Origin of the sequence: Caenimonas aquaedulcis (assembly GCF_015831345.1) — a bacterium.
GTDB classification, from domain to species: Bacteria; Pseudomonadota; Gammaproteobacteria; order Burkholderiales; family Burkholderiaceae_C; genus Ramlibacter; species Ramlibacter aquaedulcis.
The window spans coordinates 2,683,320-2,704,080 of the sequence record NZ_JADWYS010000001.1; the positions used below are offsets into that span (position 1 = coordinate 2,683,320).

17 protein-coding genes are annotated in these 20,761 nt (G+C 68.4%); 9 read left to right on the top strand and 8 right to left on the bottom strand.

Annotation, left to right across the window (positions count from 1 at the left end):
• From I5803_RS12920 to I5803_RS12945, 6 genes are all read right to left on the bottom strand, one after another.
• The gene (locus tag I5803_RS12920; protein ID WP_231402408.1) at positions 1–1,290 is read right to left on the bottom strand and encodes a M20/M25/M40 family metallo-hydrolase; all 1,290 of its coding nucleotides are present in this window, start codon (positions 1,288–1,290) and stop codon (positions 1–3) included.
• A gap of 16 nt (positions 1,291–1,306) precedes the next feature.
• A complete protein-coding gene (locus I5803_RS12925) occupies positions 1,307–2,668 on the bottom strand; it encodes a glutamine synthetase family protein (RefSeq protein WP_196986752.1) in 1,362 nt (453 codons plus the stop codon).
• A gap of 182 nt (positions 2,669–2,850) precedes the next feature.
• A complete protein-coding gene (locus tag I5803_RS12930) occupies positions 2,851–3,969 on the bottom strand; it encodes a 2-aminoethylphosphonate--pyruvate transaminase (protein ID WP_196986753.1) in 1,119 nt (372 codons plus the stop codon).
• Between the two features lie 17 nt (positions 3,970–3,986).
• Complete coding sequence (locus I5803_RS12935; protein WP_196986754.1) at positions 3,987–5,705, bottom strand: putative 2-aminoethylphosphonate ABC transporter permease subunit; 1,719 nt, start codon at positions 5,703–5,705, stop codon at positions 3,987–3,989.
• A 13-nt stretch (positions 5,706–5,718) separates the two neighbouring features.
• A complete protein-coding gene (locus tag I5803_RS12940; RefSeq protein ID WP_196986755.1) occupies positions 5,719–6,822 on the bottom strand; it encodes a putative 2-aminoethylphosphonate ABC transporter ATP-binding protein in 1,104 nt (367 codons plus the stop codon).
• Positions 6,780–7,820: a putative 2-aminoethylphosphonate ABC transporter substrate-binding protein gene (locus tag I5803_RS12945; protein WP_196986756.1), complete on the bottom strand. Its 1,041-nt coding sequence runs from the start codon at positions 7,818–7,820 to the stop codon at positions 6,780–6,782. Before I5803_RS12945 ends, I5803_RS12940 begins: the two co-directional genes overlap by 43 nt.
• Before the next feature lie 186 nt (positions 7,821–8,006).
• On the opposite strand from I5803_RS12945, the gene I5803_RS12950 reads away from it, so the two are divergent.
• From I5803_RS12950 to I5803_RS12975, 6 genes are read left to right on the top strand one after another with little or no spacing between them, the layout of a single operon-like run.
• Positions 8,007–8,744 carry a phosphonate utilization associated transcriptional regulator gene (locus I5803_RS12950; protein ID WP_231402409.1) on the top strand — a complete coding sequence of 246 codons (738 nt, stop codon included), beginning with the start codon at positions 8,007–8,009 and terminating at the stop codon, positions 8,742–8,744.
• Positions 8,737–9,951, top strand: coding sequence for a phosphonoacetate hydrolase (gene phnA, locus I5803_RS12955; protein WP_196986758.1), 1,215 nt, complete (start codon positions 8,737–8,739; stop codon positions 9,949–9,951). The genes I5803_RS12950 and phnA overlap by 8 nt, the downstream gene beginning before the upstream one ends.
• On the top strand, positions 9,951–11,408 hold the full coding sequence (gene phnY, locus I5803_RS12960; RefSeq protein ID WP_196986759.1) for a phosphonoacetaldehyde dehydrogenase: 1,458 nt from the start codon (positions 9,951–9,953) through the stop codon (positions 11,406–11,408). Before phnA ends, phnY begins: the two co-directional genes overlap by 1 nt.
• Complete coding sequence (locus I5803_RS12965; RefSeq protein WP_196986760.1) at positions 11,399–11,962, top strand: phosphonate degradation HD-domain oxygenase; 564 nt, start codon at positions 11,399–11,401, stop codon at positions 11,960–11,962. The genes phnY and I5803_RS12965 overlap by 10 nt, the downstream gene beginning before the upstream one ends.
• Positions 11,959–12,804, top strand: a complete 846-nt coding sequence (locus tag I5803_RS12970) for an EamA family transporter (RefSeq protein ID WP_196986761.1) — start codon at positions 11,959–11,961, stop codon at positions 12,802–12,804. The genes I5803_RS12965 and I5803_RS12970 overlap by 4 nt, the downstream gene beginning before the upstream one ends.
• 21 nt (positions 12,805–12,825) lie before the next feature.
• Complete coding sequence (locus I5803_RS12975; protein WP_196986762.1) at positions 12,826–15,240, top strand: GcvT family protein; 2,415 nt, start codon at positions 12,826–12,828, stop codon at positions 15,238–15,240.
• 10 nt (positions 15,241–15,250) lie between these two features.
• On the opposite strand, the gene I5803_RS12980 is transcribed toward I5803_RS12975, so the two are convergent.
• Positions 15,251–15,481, bottom strand: coding sequence for a hypothetical protein (locus tag I5803_RS12980; protein WP_196986763.1), 231 nt, complete (start codon positions 15,479–15,481; stop codon positions 15,251–15,253).
• A gap of 163 nt (positions 15,482–15,644) precedes the next feature.
• On the opposite strand from I5803_RS12980, the gene fusA reads away from it, so the two are divergent.
• The 3 genes from fusA to I5803_RS12995 all read left to right on the top strand — a co-directional run bounded on the left by fusA (position 15,645) and on the right by I5803_RS12995 (position 19,949).
• Positions 15,645–17,696 carry an elongation factor G gene (gene fusA / locus I5803_RS12985; RefSeq protein WP_196986764.1) on the top strand — a complete coding sequence of 684 codons (2,052 nt, stop codon included), beginning with the start codon at positions 15,645–15,647 and terminating at the stop codon, positions 17,694–17,696.
• A 70-nt stretch (positions 17,697–17,766) separates the two neighbouring features.
• Positions 17,767–19,260, top strand: coding sequence for an ATP-binding protein (locus I5803_RS12990; RefSeq protein ID WP_196986765.1), 1,494 nt, complete (start codon positions 17,767–17,769; stop codon positions 19,258–19,260).
• Positions 19,257–19,949 carry a response regulator gene (locus I5803_RS12995; RefSeq protein WP_196986766.1) on the top strand — a complete coding sequence of 231 codons (693 nt, stop codon included), beginning with the start codon at positions 19,257–19,259 and terminating at the stop codon, positions 19,947–19,949. The genes I5803_RS12990 and I5803_RS12995 overlap by 4 nt, the downstream gene beginning before the upstream one ends.
• Here I5803_RS12995 and I5803_RS13000 read toward each other — a convergent pair.
• A complete protein-coding gene (locus I5803_RS13000; RefSeq protein ID WP_196986767.1) occupies positions 19,901–20,758 on the bottom strand; it encodes a glycosyltransferase family 2 protein in 858 nt (285 codons plus the stop codon). The genes I5803_RS12995 and I5803_RS13000 overlap by 49 nt on opposite strands.
• Between the last annotated feature and the right edge of the window lie 3 nt (positions 20,759–20,761).

Below are 20,761 nucleotides of genomic sequence, written 5' to 3' on the forward strand. Positions count from 1 at the left end.
CTAGGGCCGCGTGAGCCGGTAGATGAACAGGGCCGCGCGGATCGCGCCGCGTTCGATGGAGGCGATCTCCAGGTCTTCGTCGTCGGTGTGCGAGCCGTTGCCCGACGCGCCCAGGCCGTCGATGCCCGTCGTATAGGGCGCCGCGAACTGCACGTCGCCCGCGCCGCGCATGGACGGGTCCAGCGTGCCGATGGGCCCGAGGCCCGCGTCCGCGCTGGTCTTCGAATAGGCCTCGATCAAGCGCGCACCCGCTTCGGTGGGAGGCATGGGCGGATAGCCGTCGCGAAACGAGAGCGTCGCGCTCGTGCCGGGCAGCGACGCCGCCACGATTTCGCGCATGCGGCGCTTCACGCGCTCGCCCTGTTCGGGCGTGAGGTAGCGCAGGTCGCCGCGCGCCTGGAAGTCGCGGGCGATGACGTTGGTCTTGCCGAACGCGGTACCGCTCGCCGTGTCGTCCGAGTATGCGACGTCGGTGCCGCCCAGTACCACGCCCACGTTGAACGTGAGGCTCGGTTCGATCAGCTGGTCCCGGAAGGCGTTGAGGATGCGCGTGCCCTCGTAGATCGCGCCGTAGCCGGCGCCGGGCGTGAACACACCGGCCGAGTGGCCGGGCTTGCCCTTCACGTGCAGCGTCCAGCCGCCCGAGGAACGGCGCGAGATGCTCGCGTAACCCATGCCGCCCTGGCGCGCCGCGCCTTCGAATGACAGCGCGTAGTCGCTGCGTTTGGCCATCGCGATCAGGTCCGCACGGCCGATCTCGCGTGGCGAGCCGGTGCGCTCCTCGTCGCCGGTGAAGATCACCTCGATGCGCGCCGTGTCCAGCGCGCCCACCGCCTTGAGCGCGCGCAGCGCCTCGATGACGATGACGTCGCCGCCCTTCATGTCGTTCACGCCCTGGCCGCGCACGCGGTCGCCGCGGCGCTCCCACAGGGCGACGGCGCTGTCCTTCTCGAACACGGTGTCCATGTGGCCCATGAGCATCACGCGCTTGCCCTGCCCGCCGTCGTGGGAGGCGATGAGGTGGCCACCGCGCTTCATCTCGGGCGGCATCTCGGCCCAGCGGGTCTTGAAGCCCAGCGCGTCGAACTCGGCGCGGAAGACGCGGCCTACTTCGCGCACGCCCTCTGCGTTGAGCGTGCCGCTGTTGATGCGCACCGCCTTCTCCAGCAGCTCGAGCGCTTGCGGCGTGCGCTGCTTCACCGCGGCCACGATCCGCTGCTCGGTGTCGCTCAGCTGGGCGTGCGCCGCGCCGGCCAGGGCCAGCAGGCAGGTGAGGGCGATGCGTTTCAAGCTCGTCTCCGGCGGTTCAGATGATCTCGAAGTAGCGCTTCAGCTCCCAGTCGGTGACGCCGTCGAGCCATTGGCGCCACTCCCATTCGCGCGTGGCGGCGAAGTGGTCGACGAAGGTGTCGCCGAGCATTTCGCGCGCGATCTTCGAGTTCTTGAAGTTGCGCGTCGTCTCGATCAGCGTGCGCGGTGCGCGCGGGATGTTCTCCGCGCCCTGGTTGGTGCCCGTGATCGGCGGCGCGGTGAGCTTCAGGCCCTTCTCCACGCCGTAGATGCCCGCGGCGATCACCGCGGCCATGGCGAGGTACGGGTTCACGTCGGCGCCGGGGCAGCGCGTCTCCAGCCGCGTGGACTTCACGCCGCCCGCGATCACGCGGAAGCTCGCCGTGCGGTTGTCGATGCCCCAGGTCGGCTTGACGGGCGCCCAGAAGCCGTCGACGAGCCGCTTGTAGCTGTTGATGGTCGGCCAGAACATCGGCGCGAATTCCATCAGGCACAGCACCTGGCCCGCGAGGTAGCTCTCGAAGAGCTTGCTCATCTTGCGCGGGCTCTTCGCATCGTAGAACTGGTTGGCCTTGCCGTCCGACAGGCTCTGGTGGATGTGGCCGCTGCAACCCGGCAGGTGCTGGTTCCACTTCGCCATGAAGCTCGGCATGATGCCGAAGCGCGTGCCGATCTCCTTCGCGCCGGTCTTGAAGAGGATGGCCCGATCCGCCTGCAGCAGCGCCTCGCTGAAGCCGAGCGCCGCTTCGTAGACGCCGGGCCCCGTTTCGGTGTGCAGCCCTTCGATCGGCACGTTGAAGGCGAGCATCTCGTCCATCAGCGCGTTGAAGAATTCGCGGTTCTGGTTCACGCGCAGTAGGGAGTAACCGAACATGCCCGGGGTGAGCGTCTCGGGCCCCACGCCCTTCTTGTCGGCCCAGCTTTGCGGTGTCTCGCGGAAGTTGAACCACTCGTACTCCATGCCCGTCATGACCTGGAAGCCGAGCTTCTCCGCGCGTTTCAACACGCGCTTGAGCGTCTGGCGCGGGCACACCTCGTAGGGGGATCCGTCGGCGTTGATGAATTCGCCGAGGAAGAAATCGATGCCGCCGTCCCAGGGCACGTTGCGGTGCGTGTCCAGGTCCAGCCGCGCGAGCGCGTCCGGAAAGCCGTGCTGCCAGCCGGTGACGGTGGCATTGTCGTAGCAGTTGTCGCTGGAGTCCCAGCCGAAGACAACGTCGCAGAAGCCGAAGCCCGAGTCCGCGGCGCCCTCGAACTTGTCCTTGTGCAGGTACTTGCCCCGAAGGATGCCGTCGATGTCGCTGCAGGCGACCTTGACTTTGCTGGCGCCGGATTTGCGGATCTTCGCCAGGGCGGGGTGGGTTTTGCTCGTGGCCATTGTTTGTTGCTCTTCCTGTGTATTTTCGAACGCAGAGGACGCAGAGTTTTCGCAGAGGGCGCAGAGAAATTCAAGGAGCCGAACTCAAGACATTCTCTTGTGAACTTCTCTGGTATTCCTCTGCGTCCTCTGCGAAACCTCTGCGTTCTCTGCGTTCAAAATTTCCTCGCGCATCCACCCACTCAAATCGCAGGCTCGCCCGACGCAATTCCCATGTCTTCCAACGCCAGGGCTACCGCCGCGACCGCCTGCTCCATCTCGTTCGGGCCGATGGCGCCGATACAGCCTACGCGAAAAGTTTCGACCTGTGTGAGCTTGCCGGGATACAGGATGAATCCGCGCTGGCGCGCCGACGCATAGAAAGTCTTGAAGTCGTAGCGCGCATCGCCCGGCGCGTTGAACGTGACGATGATCGGCGCCTGGATCGCCGGGTCCAGGAAGGGGATGAAACCCAGGCGCGACATGCCATGGATGAGCGTCTGGTAGTTCTGCGTGTAGCGCGCCAGGCGCGCCGGCTGGCCGCCTTCCGCCTCGAACTGCGCGATCGCCTCGGCCAGCGCCACCACCACGTGCGTGGGCGGCGTGAAGCGCCACTGGCCCGTCTTTTCCATATAGACGTACTGGTCGTGCAGGTCCATCGCGAGCGACTGGCTGCGGCCCGCGCAGGCGTCCAGCACCGCCTTGCGGATGAAGACGAAGCCCATGCCCGGCACGCCTTCCAGGCACTTGCCGCTGGCCGCGATCAGCGCGTCGAAGCGCGTCTCGCGCGCATCGATGGGCAGCGCCGCGAAGGAACTCATCGCGTCCACGATCAGGCCCTTGCCGTGCTGCGCGCAGACGTCCGCCACCTCCTGCAGCGGGTTCCAGACGCCCGCGCCCGTTTCGCAATGGATGAGCACGACGTGCGTGATGGTCTTGTCCGCCGCGAGCTTGTCGGCCAGCGCGGCGGGCGACACCTGGGACGCCTCGTCGAATCCCATCACCGTGCAGGTGCGGCCCATGAGCGTGGTGAGCTTCGCCGCGCGCTTGCAGTACGCGCCGTTGTCCAGCACCAGCACGTGGCCGTCGCGCGGCACCAGCGTCGCGACCGCCGCCTCGACACTGAAGGTGCCGCTGCCCTGCAGGGGCACGACGACGTGCGTGTCCTCGCCGTGGATGATCCTGAGCAGGCTGCGCCGCACGCGCGCCGTGACGTCGTTGAAGTCGCTGTCCCACGAGCCCCAGTCGCGCAGCATCGCCAGCTTGGTGCGCAGCGTCGTGGTGAGCGGTCCGGGGGTGAGGAGGATTTTGTCGCGATCCATGTCGTGTCTCCGTAGTTCTATCGATCCGTCGTGCGCCATGCCTGGGTGCGGCGGTTCACCCACCAAGCCAGCGCCATGAAAAGCAAAGTCGCGACGGCCGACGCCGCCCCGATCAGCACCGCCATCGCGGCGGCGGCGCCGATCTCGCCGGCTTCGTCGAGGTTGAGGATCGCGATCGACGCCACCTTGGTCTCGGGCGAATAGAGGAACACCACCGCCGAGATCGTCGTCATGGCGTTGATGAAGAAGTAGCGGGCGATGTCCACGAGCGCCGGTGTGCAGATCGGCAGCGTCACCCGCCAGAAGGTCTTGAAGAACGGGACCTTGAGCGACGCGCTGACCGCCTCGAATTCGCTGTCGAGCGATTTCAGCGCCGTCACGGCCGTCAGGTGTCCCGTCGTATAAAAGTGCACGATGGTGCACAGCGTGAGCAGCGCGAGCGTGTGGTACAGGCCGTTGAGCGGATTCTTCGGCTCGTTGAAGAAGAAGATGTAGCCCAGCCCGAGCACCAGCCCCGGCACCGCCATCGGCAGCATCGCGAGCAGCTTGACGATGCCGCGCAGGCCCGGCGCGCCCTGCGTCTTTTCCATGAGGTACGCGCCGCAGAACACGAGCGCCGTGCCGAACACCGCGGTGCCCGCCGCCATCTTCAGGCTGTTGACGAAGCCCTCGCCGACTTCCGCGTCCACCAGGCCCATGACGTAATGACGCAGGCTGGGGCTGAGGTTGTAGGGCCAGAAGCTCGCGAAGGACGCGAAGATCGCCATGCCCAGCATCGCGAGCACGAGGAAGGCGATGAACGAGCAGTAGAGCGTCATGGCGGCGTCGTACCTGGCCGAGCGCTTGGGCCGGTAAGGCACGGCGCGGGCCGTGAGCATCGCGGTCTGGCGGCGGCTCACGTAGCCGTCCACCGCGAAGGTGACGATGGCCGGCGCGAGCAGCAGGATCGCCACCACGGCGCCCTTGGAAAAATCCTGCTGGCCGATGACGAGCTTGAAGACGTCCGTGGCCAGCACGTTGAAGCTGCCGCCGATCACCTTGGGGATGCCGAAGTCGGTGATGACCAGCGTGAAGGTGACGAGCGCGGCCGAGATGAGCCCGTATTTCGCCCCGGGCAGCGTGATGGTGAAGAACTTGCGCGCGGCGCTCGTGCCCATCGCATCCGCCGCCTCGTACAGGCGCGCGTCCGACAGGCTGAGCGCCGTGACGAGGATCATCAGCGCATGCGGAAACACCGCGAAGCACTCGGCGATGACGATGCCCGGCGCGCCGTAGATTTCGCGCCAGCCGAGCTGCACGATCCAGGCTTTCAGCACGCCCTGGTTGCCGAACCAGTAGATGAGCGAGATCGCCGACAGCAGCGACGGCGCGAGAAGGGGGATGAGCGTGATGCCGCGAAAGAGCGGCTTGAGCGGCATGCAGGAGCGCGCAAGCGCGTAGGCGAAGCCGAAGGCGAGCGGCACCGCGATCATCGTGACCACCGACGACACCCACAGGCTGTTCCACAGGCTGCCGAGCAGCGACGGCGTCTTGGCGTATTCGACGAAGTTGGCGAGCGCCACGAATTCGCCGTCCTTGCCCTGCAGCGCCTGCACGAGGATGGTGAGCAGCGGCAGCGCGAGGAACGCGACGAGCGCGAGCGCCACAAGGAACAGCGCGACGTGCGCGACGCGATCGGTCCAGTGGGACGTTTGCTTCACGGGCGCGGTGTTGACCGCTGGCAGCACGGCGGACATCGGGGTCGAATCCCTAGAAGACCTTGATGCGCTCGGGCAGCAGCTTCAGCTTGAGCGGCGAGCCCTCCCGCAGCGACTGCTCGGACAGGTAGTTGAGCGAGAGGTACACCGTGAGCTTGTTCGCATCCAGCGCAGGCGAAGCCACGCGCACGTGGCAGTAGGAGCCGAGGAACTCGATCTTCTCGATGTTCGCGTCGAAGACGTGCGGGTCGCCGTCGGCGATGGGCCGCGCGAGCACGTCCTCGGGCCGCAGGTACACGCGCGCTTCGCGGTCTTCCCCGTCGCACGGGATGCTCAGGCTGCCGAAGCGCAGTTCGCCGCGCGCGACCTTCGCGGGCAGCACGTTCACCTTGCCCACGAAGTCCGCGACGAAAGGCGAGGCCGGTTCGCGGTAGATGTCCAGCGGCGTGCCGACCTGCTCGATCACGCCGTGGTTCATCACCACGATGCGGTCGGCCACCGACAGCGCCTCTTCCTGGTCGTGCGTGACCATGATCGTCGTCACGCCCACCTTCTGCTGGAGCGCGCGGATCTCCTGGCGCAGGCGCACGCGCTCCAGCGCGTCCAGCGCGGAGAGCGGCTCGTCGAGCAGCAGCAATCCCGGCGAAGTCGCGAGCGCGCGCGCCAGCGCGATGCGCTGCTGCTGCCCGCCGGACAGCTGCGCGGGGTACTTGCCTTCGCTGCCCGGCAGGCCCACGAGCTTCACGAGTTCCGTCACGCGCTTGCGGATGTCGGCGCGCGGCGTCTTGCGGTTGACGAGGCCGTAGGCCACGTTGTCCGCGACGCTCAGGTTGGGAAAGAGCGCGTAGCTCTGGAAGACGATGCCGTAGTCGCGCTGCGCGGGCGGCAGCCGCGAGATGTCGCGCCCGCCCTGCCACACCTCGCCGGAGGTCTGCACCTCCAGGCCCGCGATGATGCGCAGGAGCGTGGTCTTGCCGCAGCCCGACGGGCCCAGGAAGCAGACGAACTCGCCCCGGCGGATGTCCAGGTTGATGTCGTTCAGCGCGGTGAAGGCGCCGAACTCCTTGCGCACGTGGCGCAGTTCCAGAAATGCCGCCGGCGCCACCGCGCTCGTCACTTCTTCGGTTCGCTCTTGGCGTCGTAGCGCTTGTTCCATTCGGCGAGGATCCGCTCGCGGTTGTCCGCCGCCCAGTTGAAGTCCATCTTCACCAGGCGTGCCTCGTAGTCCTTCGGCACGTTGGCCAGCGGCGGCGCGAGGCCCGGCTGCGCGGTGATCGCGAAGTTCTTGCCGTACAGCATCATCGCGTCCTTGCTGGAAGCCCAGTCCGCGAGCTTCTTCGCGGCGGCCAGGTGCTTGGTGCCCTTGTGGATGCCGAAGGCCTCCAGGTCCCAGCCGAGGCCCTCCTTCGGGAACACGAGGTCGATGGGCGCGCCCTTGGCCTTGTTGCTGTTGCCGCGGTATTCGAAGGAGATGCCCATCACGTACTCGCCGGCCGCCGCCATGTTGCAGGGCTTGGAGCCCGAGTGCGTGTACTGCGCCATGTTCTCGTGCAGCGCGTCCATGTACTTCCAGCCGCCGCCCTTGCCGTTGTCGTCGCCGAAGAGCGTGAGCCAGGCGGTGACGTCGAAGTAGCCGGTGCCGCTGGACGCGGGGTTGGGCATCACGATCTGGCCCTTGTAGACCGGCTTGGTGAGGTCTTTCCAGGTCTCCGGCTTGGGAATGTTCTTCTTGCCCGCTTCCACGGTGTTGAAGCAGATGGTGGCACCCCACACGTCCATGCCGAACCAGGCCGGCACCTTCTTCTTGTCGCGGTACTGGCTCATGATGCCGTCGAGGTTGAGCGGCGCGTACGGCTCGAGCATGCCCTGCTTGTCCAGGAGGGCGAGGCTGGAGGCGGCCACGCCCATCACCACGTCGGCCTGCGGGTTGGCCTTCTCGGCGAGCAGCTTGGCGGTGATGACACCGGTGGAGTCGCGCACCCACTTGATCTCGATGTCCGGGTAGGACTTGTTGAAGCCCTCCTGGTAGGCCTTGATCTGGTCGGTCTCCAGCGCGGTGTAGACGAGCAGCTGGGTCTTCTGGGCGAAGGCGCCCGCGCTGGCCGCGGCGAGCGCCGCCAGCAGGAAAGGCTTGATGACGAGAGACGCGCGCATGAAGAACTCCTCTAGGACAAAAAGGTTTCGATACTGCGGACCACCGGTGACGGCGCGATGACAACACTTGTCCCGTCCCCGCCTCGCGCTCGGCCTTGAAAATTCATTTGACGCCGCACCGCAGAGGTTGTCAATTGTTTTTTGCAGATTGTTGACAATCCACCGGATGCTGCTCTAATGCGGGGCATGAACGCGGTCGCCAATGCCACTATCGCACTGTTGCAAAGCAGCTCGCTCACGAGCGTGGTGCAGCAGGAGATCGAGCGCGCGATCCTGCAGGGCGAGTACGCACCCGGCAGCAAATTGATCGAGGCCACGCTCGCGGTGAAGATGGGCGTGTCGCGCGGCCCGGTGCGCGAAGCGTTTCGCATGCTCGAGGAGGCCGGCCTCGTTCGCACCGAGAAAAACCGCGGCGTCTTCGTGCGCGACATCCCGATCGACGAGGCGGTGGAAATCTTCGACCTGCGGGCAGCCATGGACGAACTCGTCGGGCGGCGGCTCGCCGAGCACATCACGCCTGCGCAGCTCAAGGAGCTGAAGGGACTCGTCGACGCCATGGAGAAGGCGGTGAAGGCGGAGGACGCCTACAACTACCACCTGCTCAATCTCAAGTTCCACGACCGGCTGGTGGAGATGACGGGCAACGGCAAGCTCACCGCGATCTATCGCAAGCTGATCAAGGAGCTCTCCCTGTTCCGGCGCCTGAACCTCGCCGACGGCTGGCTGCTGCCGATCTCGGCGAGCGAGCACCGCCAGATCATCAAGGCCATCGCCTCCGGCGACCCGGTCGCGGCCGGCAAGGCGATGTACGACCACGCGATGGACAGCAAGGAGCGCACGATCGAGAACGACCTGCGCCGCCAGGAGCGCGCCCGCGAGCGCGACGCCGCCACCGCAAAGAACGCAAAGGCCAGCCGTGCTTGAAGTCAACCAGCGCAGCTACCGGCTGCCCACCTCCCCCACCGTCGTCGTCTGCGTGGACGGTTGCGAGCCCGACTACCTCGCGCAGTCAGTCGCCACCGGGCACATGCCCTGGCTGGAGCGCACGCTGGCCGAAGGCGAAGGACTCATTGCCGACTGCGTGGTGCCGAGCTTCACCAACCCGAACAACCTGTCCATCGTCACCGGCGCGCCGCCCAGCGTGCACGGCATCTGCGGCAACTACCTGTTCGACACCGCGAGCGGCACCGAGGTCATGATGAACGACCCGAAGTGGCTGCGCGCGCCGACGCTGCTGGCGGCGCTGGCGGACGCGGGCAAGTCGGTCGCCGTCGTCACCGCCAAGGACAAGCTGCGCCGGCTGCTCGGCCACGGGATGAAGGGCATCTGCTTTTCCGCCGAGAAGTCGGACGAGGCGACGGCGGAAGAAAACGGCATAGCCGACGTCCCGGCGATGGTCGGCATGCCGGTGCCCAGCGTCTACAGCGCGGCCCTGTCGGAATTCGTCTTCGCCGCCGGCGTGAAGCTCATGGAGCAGCGCCGACCCGACGTGATGTACCTGTCCACCACCGACTACGTGCAGCACAAGCACGCGCCGGGCACGGAAGGCGCGAATGCATTCGACGCGATGATGGACAGCTACCTGTCCCGCCTTCACGAGATGGGTTGCGTGATCGCGCTCACCGCCGACCACGGCATGAACGCGAAGGTCGCGCTCGACGGCCGGCCCGACGTGATCTACCTGCAGGACTGGTGCGACGCGCAGCTCGGCCCCGGCGCGGCACGCGTCATCCTGCCGATCACCGACCCATACGTCGTGCACCACGGCGCGCTGGGCTCTTTCGCGACGATCTACCTGCCCGCGGGCGTCGAGCCACGCACCGTCGTGGGCGCCTTGCAGGCCAACCCGCGCATGGAGGCAGTGCTCACGCGCGAGGAGGCCGCGCGCCGCTTCGAACTCCCGGCCGACCGCATCGGCGACATCGTGTGCGTGTCCGGGCGCTTCACCGTCATCGGCACTTCCGCGAGCCGGCACGACCTGTCGGGCCTCGATGCGCCCCTGCGGTCGCACGGCGGCATCAGCGAACAGCGCGTGCCGCTCATCCTCAACCGCAAGCTGCCCGGGCTGGACACGTCACGGCGCCTGCGCAACTTCGATGCGTTCGACCTCGCGTTGAACCACGCGCAGTGATGGACCGCGCCGCGCAATTCATCCGTGACCGCGGCCTGGATGCGATGCGCATCGCGGGCCGGAAGGTCGGCGCCGGCCGGGACCGCGCGATCGACGTCTTCAACCCGTACACCAACGAGCGCATCGGCACCGTGCCGAAGGCGACGCTGGAAGAAGTGCGCCAGGCGTTCGAGACCGCGCACGCGTTCCGGCCCACGCTCACGCGCTACGAACGCGCGGCGATCCTCCACAAGGCCGCCGCGCTGGTGCGCGAACGGCTCGACGACATCGCAGGCCTCATCACGGCCGAAGCGGGCCTGTGCCTGAAGGACTCGATCTACGAGGCGGGCCGCGTGAGCGACGTGCTGCTCTTCGGCGCGAACGAGGTGCTCAAGGACGACGGCCAGATCTTCAGCTGCGACCTGACGCCGCACGGCAAGAAGCGGCGCGTGTACACGCAGCGCTCGCCACTGCTCGGCGTGATCACCGCGATCACACCGTTCAACCACCCGATGAACCAGGTGGCGCACAAGGTGGTGCCCAGTGTCGCGACCAATAACCGCATGGTGCTCAAGCCCTCCGAGAAGGTGCCCTTCTCGGCCATCTTCTTCGCGGACCTGCTCTACGAAGCCGGCCTGCCGCCGGAGATGCTGCACGTCGTCACCGGCGATCCGCGCGAGATCGCCGACGAGCTCATCACGAACGAGCACGTCGACCTCGTGACCTTCACGGGCGGCGTGTCCATCGGCAAGTACATTGCGCGGACCGCCGGCTACCGCCGCGTGGTGCTGGAGCTGGGCGGCAACGACCCGATCATCGTGATGGAGGACGCCGACATCGACGAGGCCTCCACGCTCGCGACGCAGGGCTCCTACAAGAATTCCGGCCAGCGCTGCACGGCGGTCAAGCGGATGCTCGTGCACGAGTCCGTCGCGGCACGCTTCACCGAGCAGGTGGTGGAGAAGACGCGCGCGTGGAAATTCGGCGACCCGCTGGACAAGGGCAACGACATGGGCACCGTGATCGACGCGGCCGCGGCGGAGCTGTTCCAGTCGCGCGTCAACGATGCCGTGTCGCAAGGGGCGCGGCTGCTCGCGGGCAACCAGCGCGACGGCGCGCTCTATTCGCCCACCGTGCTCGCAGACGTGCGGCCGGAAATGACCGTGGTGCGAGAGGAAACCTTCGGGCCCGTCTCGCCGATCATCCGCTTCAAGTCGATCGACGAAGCCATCGCGATTTCCAACGGCACGGCCTATGGCCTGTCGAGCTCCGTGTGCACCAACCGGCTGGACTACATCACGCGCTTCGTGAGCGAGCTGCAAGTGGGCAGCGTGAACGTGCGCGAGGTACCGGGCTACCGGCTGGAGCTCACGCCCTTCGGCGGCATCAAGGACTCGGGCCTGGGCTACAAGGAAGGCGTGCAGGAGGCGATGAAGAGCTTCACCAACCTCAAGACCTATTCGCTGCCATGGGCTTGAGCGTTTCCGATATCGAGCGGCTGTTCGCCGAACGCGGCGGCGAACAGTATTCGGGCGAAGGCGTCACGCAACTCGAGCACGCGCTGCAATGCGCGCTGCAGGCGCAGGACGAAGGCGCGAGCGACGAACTCGTCACGGCGGCCCTGCTGCACGACTTCGGCCACCTGCTGCACGACATGGGCGAGACGCCGACCCTCCGCGGCATGGACGACATCCACCAGTACCGCGCACTGCCCTTCCTGCGCGGTCTCTTTGGCGACGCCGTGCTGGAGCCGGTGAGGCTGCACGTGGACGCCAAGCGCTACCTGTGCCGCACGCGCCCGGAGTACTTCGCCGCGCTCTCCGAGGATTCGAAGCGCTCGCTGGCGCTGCAAGGCGGCATCTTCGACGACGCACAGGCGCAGGCCTTCATCGCGCAGCCCGGCGCCGCCGATGCGGTGCGGCTTCGCGTGTGGGACGACCTCGCGAAGACTCCCGGCCTGGCGACGCCGCCGCTCGCGCACTTCCTCGACCGCGCACGGCGCTGCGCGAAGGCCGCGCGCGAGCCCGCATGAGCCTCACCTGGCCCATCGTGGCCGCGGTGCTGGTCGGCGCGATGCTGCACGCCAGCTGGAACGCCCTCGTGAAGTCCAGCACCGACAAGGCGCTGGACACGGCGGTGATCCATCTCGTGGGCTCGCTCGTCGCATTGCCGCTCCTCGCGGTCGTCGGCGTCCCGGCACGCGAGTCCTGGCCGTACATCCTCGCCTCCACCGTCATCCACATCGGCTACTACATCGCGCTCACCGGCGCGTACAAGCACGGCGACCTCGGGCTCACCTATCCGCTCATGCGCGGCACGGCGCCGCTGCTCGTGGCGCTGTCCGCCACGGCGACGCTCGGCGAAACGCTCTCCCCCATGGCGTGGGCGGGTGTGCTGGGCGTGAGCTGCGGCGTGCTCGCGCTGGGGCTGTCCCGTCACGCATTCGATTCGCCGCGCGCCGTCGGCTTCGCGCTTGCCAACGCGGTGGTGATCGCGATCTACACCGTCGTCGATGCCCACGGCGCGCGCGCCAGCGGCGACGCGATCCAGTACGTGGTCATGCTGTTCGTGCTGGACGGCTGGCCCTTCGGCTTTCTCGTGCTGTGGCGCCGCGGCATGGCCGCGGCCTGGCCCTACGCCCGCGCGCGCGCGCCGGTGGCCGTGCTGGGCGCGCTCGCATCGCTGGGCTCCTACGGCATCGCGCTGTGGGCGATGACACGCGCGCCCGTCGCCACCGTTGCCGCGCTGCGCGAAACGTCGGTGCTGTTCGCGGCGCTGCTGGGCGTGTGGTTCCTGAAAGAGACCTTCAACCTGCGCCGCGCCTTCGGCACCGCCGCGATCGTGGCCGGGGTGATGGCGCTTCGCATGGGTTGACGCAACGCGAAGGAGACGAGGATGCAACTTCCAGCGCAGGCACAGGTCGTGATCGTCGGCGGCGGCATCGCAGGCTGCTCGACCGCCTATCACCTCGCGAAGCTCGGGCGCACCGATGTGCTGCTGCTGGAGCAGGGCAAGCTCACCGGCGGCACCACCTGGCACGCCGCCGGCCTCGTCGGCCAGATGCGGCCCAACCGCAACATGACGCAGATGAGCAAGTACGGCATCGAGCTCTATTCCACGCTCGAGGCGGAGACCGGGCTGGCCACCGGCTGGAAGCAATGCGGGAGCGTGAACGTCGCGAAGACGCCCGAGCGCATGCAGGTGCTGCGCAAGCAGCTCGCCATGGCGCGCAGCTTCGGCGTGGAATGCCACGAGATTTCCCCGCGCGAAGCCGGGGAGCGCTACCCGGTGATGCGCACCGACGACCTTCAGGGCGCGCTGTGGCTGCCGGGCGACGGCAAGGCGAACCCGGCCGACCTGTGCATGTCGCTCGCCAAGGGCGCGCGCAACCGCGGCGTGAAAATCGTGGAGGACATCGAGGTCACCGGCGTGCTGACAGAAGGCGGCCGGGTCGTCGGGGTCCGGACGGCGCAAGGCGACGTGCGCTGCGAGGTCATCGTCAATTGCGCGGGCCAGTGGGCGCGGCAGTTCGGCGCGCTCGCGGGCGTGAACGTGCCGCTTTATTCCGCCGAGCACTTCTACGTCGTCACCGGCAAGATCGACGGCGTGCACCCGATGCTTCCCGTCATGCGCGACCCGGACGGCTTCATCTACTACAAGGAGGAAGTCGGCGGCCTCGTGATGGGCGGCTTCGAGCCGCAGGCCAAGCCCTGGAAGATGGACCCGATCCCGAGCACCTTCCAGTTCCAGCTGCTGGACGAGGACTGGGACCAGTTCGAGATCCTGATGACGAACGCCATGCACCGCACGCCGTGCCTGCAGACCGCCGAGATCAAGATGCTGCTCAACGGGCCGGAGAGCTTCACGCCCGACGGCAACTTCATCCTGGGCGAGGCGCCGGAGCTGCGCAACTACTTCGTCTGCGCGGGCTTCAACTCCGCGGGCATCGCCAACAGCGGCGGGGCGGGCCGCCTGATGTCGGAGTGGATCGTCGGCGGCGAGCCCAGCACCGATTTGTGGGACGTCGACATCCGCCGCTTCGGCCCTTTCACGGGCAACCGCAAGGCGCTGGCGGAGCGCACGGGCGAAACGCTCGGCCTGCACTATGCGATGCGCTGGCCGCGGCAGGAGCTGGAGACGGCCCGGCCACTGCGCACCTCCCCGCTCTACGACCTGCTCGCCGCGAAGGGCGCGGAGTTCGGCAGCAAGAACGGGTGGGAGCGCGCGAACTACTTCCGCCCCGAGGGGCAGCCGCGCCCCGACTACACGCTGGGCACGCCGGGCTGGCTGCCGTGGATGGTCGAAGAGCAGCGCGCGACGCGCGAGGCGGTGGCGATCTACGACCAGACGTCGTTTTCCAAACTGCTGCTGCAGGGACGCGACGCGCTGGCGGTGCTGCAGCGCCTGTGCGCCAACGAGATGGACGTGCCGGTCGGCAAGATGGTCTACACGCCCATGCTCAACGAGCGCGGCGGCATCGAAAGCGACCTGACCGTGATGCGGCAGGGGGCGGAACGCTTCCTCATCGTCACGGGCTCCGCGCAGGCGACGCGCGACGCCGACTGGATCGGCCGCCATCTCGCGCCGCAGGAGCACGCCGTGCTCACGGATGTGTCGGCGATGTTCAGCGTGCTCTCGGTGATGGGGCCGAAGGCGCGCGAGCTGCTCTCGCGCGTGAGCCCCGATGACCTGTCACCGGACGCGCTGAAGTTCTCCTGGACGAAGGAGGTCGACCTCGGTTTCGCGCGCGTGCGTGCCGCGCGGATGAGCTATGTGGGCGGCCCGGGCTTCGAGCTCTACGTGCCCGTGGAAATGACGCGGCACGTGTACCTCGCCTTGCAAGAGGCGGGCCGCGGCCTCGGCCTTCGCGATGCCGGCTATTACGCGCTCGACGCGCTTCGCATCGAGCAGGGGCGCCGCGCCTGGGGCGCCGAGCTGGGCCCGGACGAGTCTCCCTGGGAGGCGGGGCTGGGCTTCAGCGTGAAGCCCGACAAGGCGAGCACCTTCATCGGCCAGGAGGCGCTTCGCGAAGCGGCGGGCAAGCCACTTCGCAAGAAGCTGGTCACGCTCGTGTTTCCGCCGGGCAGCGCGTACGCCTGGGGCGGGGAAACCCTGTTGTGGCAGGGCGAGCCCGCAGGCGAAATTTCGTCGGTGGGCTTCAGCCCGCTGGCGGATGCCTGCGTCGCGCTCGGTTACGTGCGCGGCGAAGCCGCGGCCTTGCCGCACGAGGGTTCCGACGCGCGCATCCTGCTGTGGGGCGACGCGGTCCCGGTCAAGCTCTTCGATCGCTGGCCGCCGGCGCAGCGATGACGCGGCGCCTTCAGCCCGCGCGGTCTTCCCGCGGGGGCGTGCGTGGCGCTTCGGTGTCCTCGCCGTGGCTGGCGCCGTGCAGGCCGCTGTGCGAGAAGTCGTCCAGGCGTCCCTGCAGCATCTTGCGCTGCAGGTCCCGGCCCAGCTCTTTCGTGTAGTAAGCGATCTCGATCTCGTCGCCCTGCCTGGCGCGCGCGGGAGGCGCGGCCCTGGCCTTGTCCGTATTTTTTCGGGTACCCATGGGACAAGGATAGGGGCCACCTGAACGAAGTTTGTAGGACGCGGGCGGTGCAGGGCTACGGTGCGTCGCCGACACCGCCGGTTGCAGCTGATCCGCACGCGGCACTTGCCAAGGGGTGTGGGTGGTGGCTTAACATGCTGCTTCCCTGCGTGAGGAGACACACATGCCGACACCTGTGGAAATCGCCGCGTTGCGCACGCTGGCCCTCGTGGGGCCGGCGACGGCCGGCAAGACCAGCCTGGTGGAGGCACTGCTGTGGAAGGCAGGCGCGCTCGGCACACCGGGCAGCGTGGAACGCGGCACGACCGTCAGCGACCACGACCCCCTGGAGAAAAAAGCGCAGCGCTCGCTCAACGCGTCGCTCGTGCACTTCACCCACGCCGGCACGCACGTGCACGTGATCGACACACCCGGCTCGCCCGATTTCCTCGGGCAGTCCTTGCCCGCCCTGGAAGCCGTGGAGACGGCGGCCGTCGTGATCAATGCGAGCACCGGCGTCGAGCCGATGGCGGTGCGCATGATGCAGTGGGCCGCGCAACGCGAGCGCGATCGCATCATCATCGTCAACCGGATCGACGCGCAGGGCGTGAACCTCGAAGCGCTCGTCGGCCAGATCCAGGCGGCGTTCGGCAAGGAATGCCTGCCGGTGAACCTGCCGGCCGAACGCGGCACGCGCGTGGTGGACTGTTTCTACAACCTCACGCAAAACGGCGCCGCGCCCGATTTCTCCTCCGTCGAACAGGCGCACCGCGCGCTGGTCGAGCAGGTCGTGGAGGTCGATGCGGCTTTCGTCGAGCGTTACCTCAACGATGGCGACGTCGACCCACAGGAATTGCATGCGCCGCTCGAGCAGGCGCTGCGCGAGGGCCACCTCATCCCGATCTGCTTCGTCTCCGCGCGCACCGGCGCGGGCGTGCCGGAGTTGCTCGACGTGATCGCGAAACTGCTGCCCGACCCGACCGAGGCGAACCCGCCGGCCTTCCTCCAGGGCGAGGGCGCGGAGGCGAAGCCCTTGAAAGCCCTCCCCGATCCCAAACTGCACGTCCTCGCCCATGTGTTCAAGGTCACTCAGGACCCTTACGTGGGCAAGATGGGTGTGCTGCGCGTGCACCAGGGCACGCTCACGCGCGACAGCCAGCTCTACGTGGGCGATGCGCGCCGCCCCTTCAAGGTCGGGCACCTCTTCACGCTGCAGGGCAAGGAGTTCAAGGAAGTGCCGCGCGCGTTTCCCGGCGACCTGTGCGCGATCGCGAAAGTGGAGGAGCTGCACTTCGACGCGGTGCTGCACGACGCGGCCGAGGACGACCACATCCACCTGAAGCCGCTCGAGTTCCCGGTGCCCGTGCACGGCCTCGCGATCGAGCCCAAGCGCCGCGGCGACGAGCAGCGCCTGCACGACATCCTGCAGAAGCTGGTGAGCGAGGATCCCTGCCTGCGCCTGGAGCACGTGGCCGCGACCAACGAGAGCGTGGTCTACGGCCTGGGCGACCTGCACCTGCGCACGCTGCTCGAGCGCCTGACCGAGGTGCACAACTGCCAGGTGAACACGCGCCCGCCGCGCATCGCCTACCGCGAGACCATCACCGCGCCGGCCGAGGGCCATCACCGCCACAAGAAGCAGACCGGCGGCGCCGGGCAGTTCGGCGAGGTGTTCCTGCGCGTGGAGCCCTTGCCGCGCGGCAGCGGCTTCGAGTTCGTCGACCACGTGAAGGGCGGCGCCATCCCCTACAACTTCATGCCGGCCGTGGAGAAGGGCGTGCGCCAGGCACTGGAGGCGGGTGTCGTCGCCGGGTATCCGGTGGTGGACCTCAAGGTGGTCGTGTACGACGGCAAGCACCACAGCGTGGACAGCAAGGAGATCGCCTTCATCACCGCGGGCCGCAAGGCGCTCGTGGCGGCGGTGCAGGCGGCGCGGCCGAGCGTGCTCGAGCCCTTCGTGAACGTGGAGATCGCGGCGCCGGAGCAGAACATCGGCGACATCACCGGCGACCTAGCGTCGCGTCGCGGCCAGGTGAGCGGCACGGCGGCGTCCACCGGCGGGCTCGCGGTGCTCGCAACCGCGCCCCTGTCGGAGCTCGCGAGCTACCAGTCGCGCCTGAATGCGCTGACCGGCGGGCAGGGACGCTACACGCTGGCGTTCAGCCACTACGAGCCCGTGCCGCCGACCGTGCAGGCACAGCTCGCATCCCAGTACCGCATCAAGGACGAAGCCTGAGCCGGCCCGGCGCCCTCCTCTTTGTCTCCCAGTTCCGCGGGCACACTGGCGGGTCACGCCCGATACGCCCATGCCCCCGCTGACGCTGCAGCGCAAGCTGTTCCTCGCCTTCGCCGCCCTCGCGGCCGCCCTGCTCCTGCTGTTCGCCGGGTCGAGCTGGTTCGGGCTGCAGCGCGGCATGGGGCAGTACGTCGCGGAGATCGAGTTGTCGCGCCTCGACTGGCTGGCGCGCGGCCTGGTCGAGGACTACGCGAGGCAGGGCAGCTGGCAATTCCTGCGGGACGACCCGGAGGCCTGGCGCGAGGCGCAGATGTCTGCGTTCCGCAGTTTTCGCGGCGCGATGCGGCCGGGGCGCGGGCCGTTTCGGGGCGAGGGGCCGCCGCCGGGCCCGCCACCCGGCGAAGGCAGGCTGCCGCACGGTGTCCCGCCGGGCGAGCGGCCGGGCGGCCTCTTCAACCGGCTCGCCTTGTTCGACGCGGCGGGCACCACGCGGATCGCGGGGCCAGGAATCGCGCTCGACAGCGCGGTGAAGATGACGCTGCAGCACGAAGGCCGCACCGTCGGCGTGCTCGCCCTCGCGCCGCTCTCGGGCATGCAGACGGACGCCGACCGTGCCTTCGTCGAACAGCAGTCGAACTTCGTGCTCACCGCCGGGGCAGTGGGCTTGTCGCTCGCGCTGCTCCTGTCGTGGCTGCTCGCGCGGCGCTGGCTGCGGCCCCTGGAGCAGTTGCGCGAAGGTGCGCAGGCGATCGCGCAAGGCCGCTTCGACACGCAGTTGCCGGTGCAGGGCCACGACGAACTCGCGAGCCTCACCGGCTCCTTCAACGACATGGCGCGGCAGCTGTCGGCCGCCGAAAGCTCGCGCCAGCGCTGGCTGTCCGACGTCGCGCACGAACTGCGCACGCCGCTCGCCGCGATGCGCGCGGAGATCGAGGCCCTGCAGGACGGCGTGCGCACCTTCGACGACGCGACGGCCCAGCGCCTGCATCGCCAGGTGATGCGCCTGGGCAGCCTGGTGAACGACTTGCGCCTCACGCTCGACACCGACTATTCGTCGCCGCCCGCGTCCCGCACGGCCGTGCAGCCGGTGCAGCTGCTCGCCGAAGCGCTGGAGGACATGCGCGAGCGTTTCGCGCAGGCAGGGCTGCGGGTGGACGCCGCGGAGGTGGCGTCGATGGCGGCCGCGGACGGGCCCCGCGTGCGAGGCGATGCATCGCGGCTGCAGCAGGTGTTCGTCAACCTGCTGGAGAACTCGCTGCGCTACACCGGTGAAGGCGGCGTGCTGCAGGTCCGCGTGTCGGTCGACGGGGCCGGTGCGAAGCGCGAATTCCTCTTCTGCTTCGACGACAGCGCACCCGGTCCCGACGCGCAGGACCTGCCCCGGCTCTTCGAGCGCTTCTATCGCGGCGAGGCGTCGCGCAGCCGCGCGTCGGGCGGCTCGGGCCTGGGCCTCGCGATCTGCAAGTCGATCGTGGAAGCGCATGGCGGCAGCATCACCGCGCAGCACTCGGCGCTGGGTGGCCTGCAGGTGTGCCTGCGGCTGCCGGTGGAGGACGCGGCATGACGCGCGGCGCGGTGCTCGTCATCGAGGACGATCCGGACATCGCGTCCGTGCTGGTGGATTACCTGCGCCGCGACGGCTTCCAGGCCACGCACTCGTCCGACGGCCGGCAGGGCCTGGCGCTCGCGCAGCGCATCCGGCCCGACCTCGTGCTGCTGGACGTGATGCTGCCCGGGCTGGACGGCATGGAGATCCTCAAGGCGATCCGGCGGGACGGCGAGACGCCGGTCATCATGATCACGGCGCGCGTGGAGGAGGTCGACCGCCTGCTCGGCCTCGCGATGGGCGCCGACGACTACGTCTGCAAGCCCTTCTCGCCGCGCGAGGTGCTCGCGCGCGTGAACGCGGTGCTGCGGCGCACGCGGGCGGGCGGCGCGCCGCCCCGGACGCCGCTGTTGCTGCTCGACCCCGCGCGCAGGCAGGCCACGCTGCGCGGCCAGCCGCTGGAGCTCACGCGCACGGAGTTCGAATTGCTGCAGGTGCTCGCGAAGCAGCCCGGGCGCATCTATTCGCGCGCGCAGCTGCTGGAGCTCGCCTGGCCCGACTCGCTGGACACGAGCGAGCGGGCCATCGACAGCCACGTGAAGAACCTGCGCAAGAAGTTCGCGGCCGTCGATCCCGCGCACGAGTGGATCCGCGCCGTCTACGGCGTGGGGTTCGCGCTCGAATCGGCCGAGGACGGCGCGGCCTGAGGCGGGACCTCCAGCTCGTACACCAGGCGGCCCTTGAGCACCGCACCGGAGAAGCTGGGTTGCTCGCTCGTGGGAATGGCGAGGCGAAAGCGCTTGCCGGTGCGCAGCGTCTCGTCCATCACCTGGCCCACCTGCCGGTACAGCGCCTCGCGCGCGGCCTCGCCGGACATGTCCTGGCCCAGCCGCATGAGGTCCCACTTGGCGCGGCAATACGCGAGGTTCAACGTGCTGCTCAGCTTGAGGTGCTTGGTCTCGAAATGCTCGACGCGCATCGCATTGCTGTGATCGATCATCGTGACGAGTTCGCGGGGAAACGCGCGATGCGGCACGCGCGCAATGGCCAGGCGCGCGTAGAAGTCCTTGTCTTCCATGCCCCAGCCCTGCAGCACCGCGTCGTAGCCGCCCACCGCATCGAACTCGCGGCGGCCCACGATGCACATGCCGCTGACCGTCCCCGTCGAAGGCTGCGCGACGTGGAAGCACCCGTCGGCCAGCACGGGCCGCACCCTGGCGATGAAGTCCGGGGCCAAGAGCCCGTCGGCATCGACGAAGCACAGCCAGCCCGCGCCCGCCGCCTGCGCGCCGAGGTTGCGCGCCCGCGCGAGTTCGAAGCGCGGGACCGGCCCGGCGCGGACCACCTTCACCTGCGGGTAGGTGGCTTGCACCCAGTCGCCCGCGCCGTCTGGGCAGCCGTAGTCGACGACGACGCATCCGGTCCCGGGTTGTGCCACGAGGGCCGGCAGGGTTTGCCGCAGGTGCTCGAGGCGGCCCCGGCAGGTGGTGATGAAGGTGAACGCCGCGTCCGGCATGGA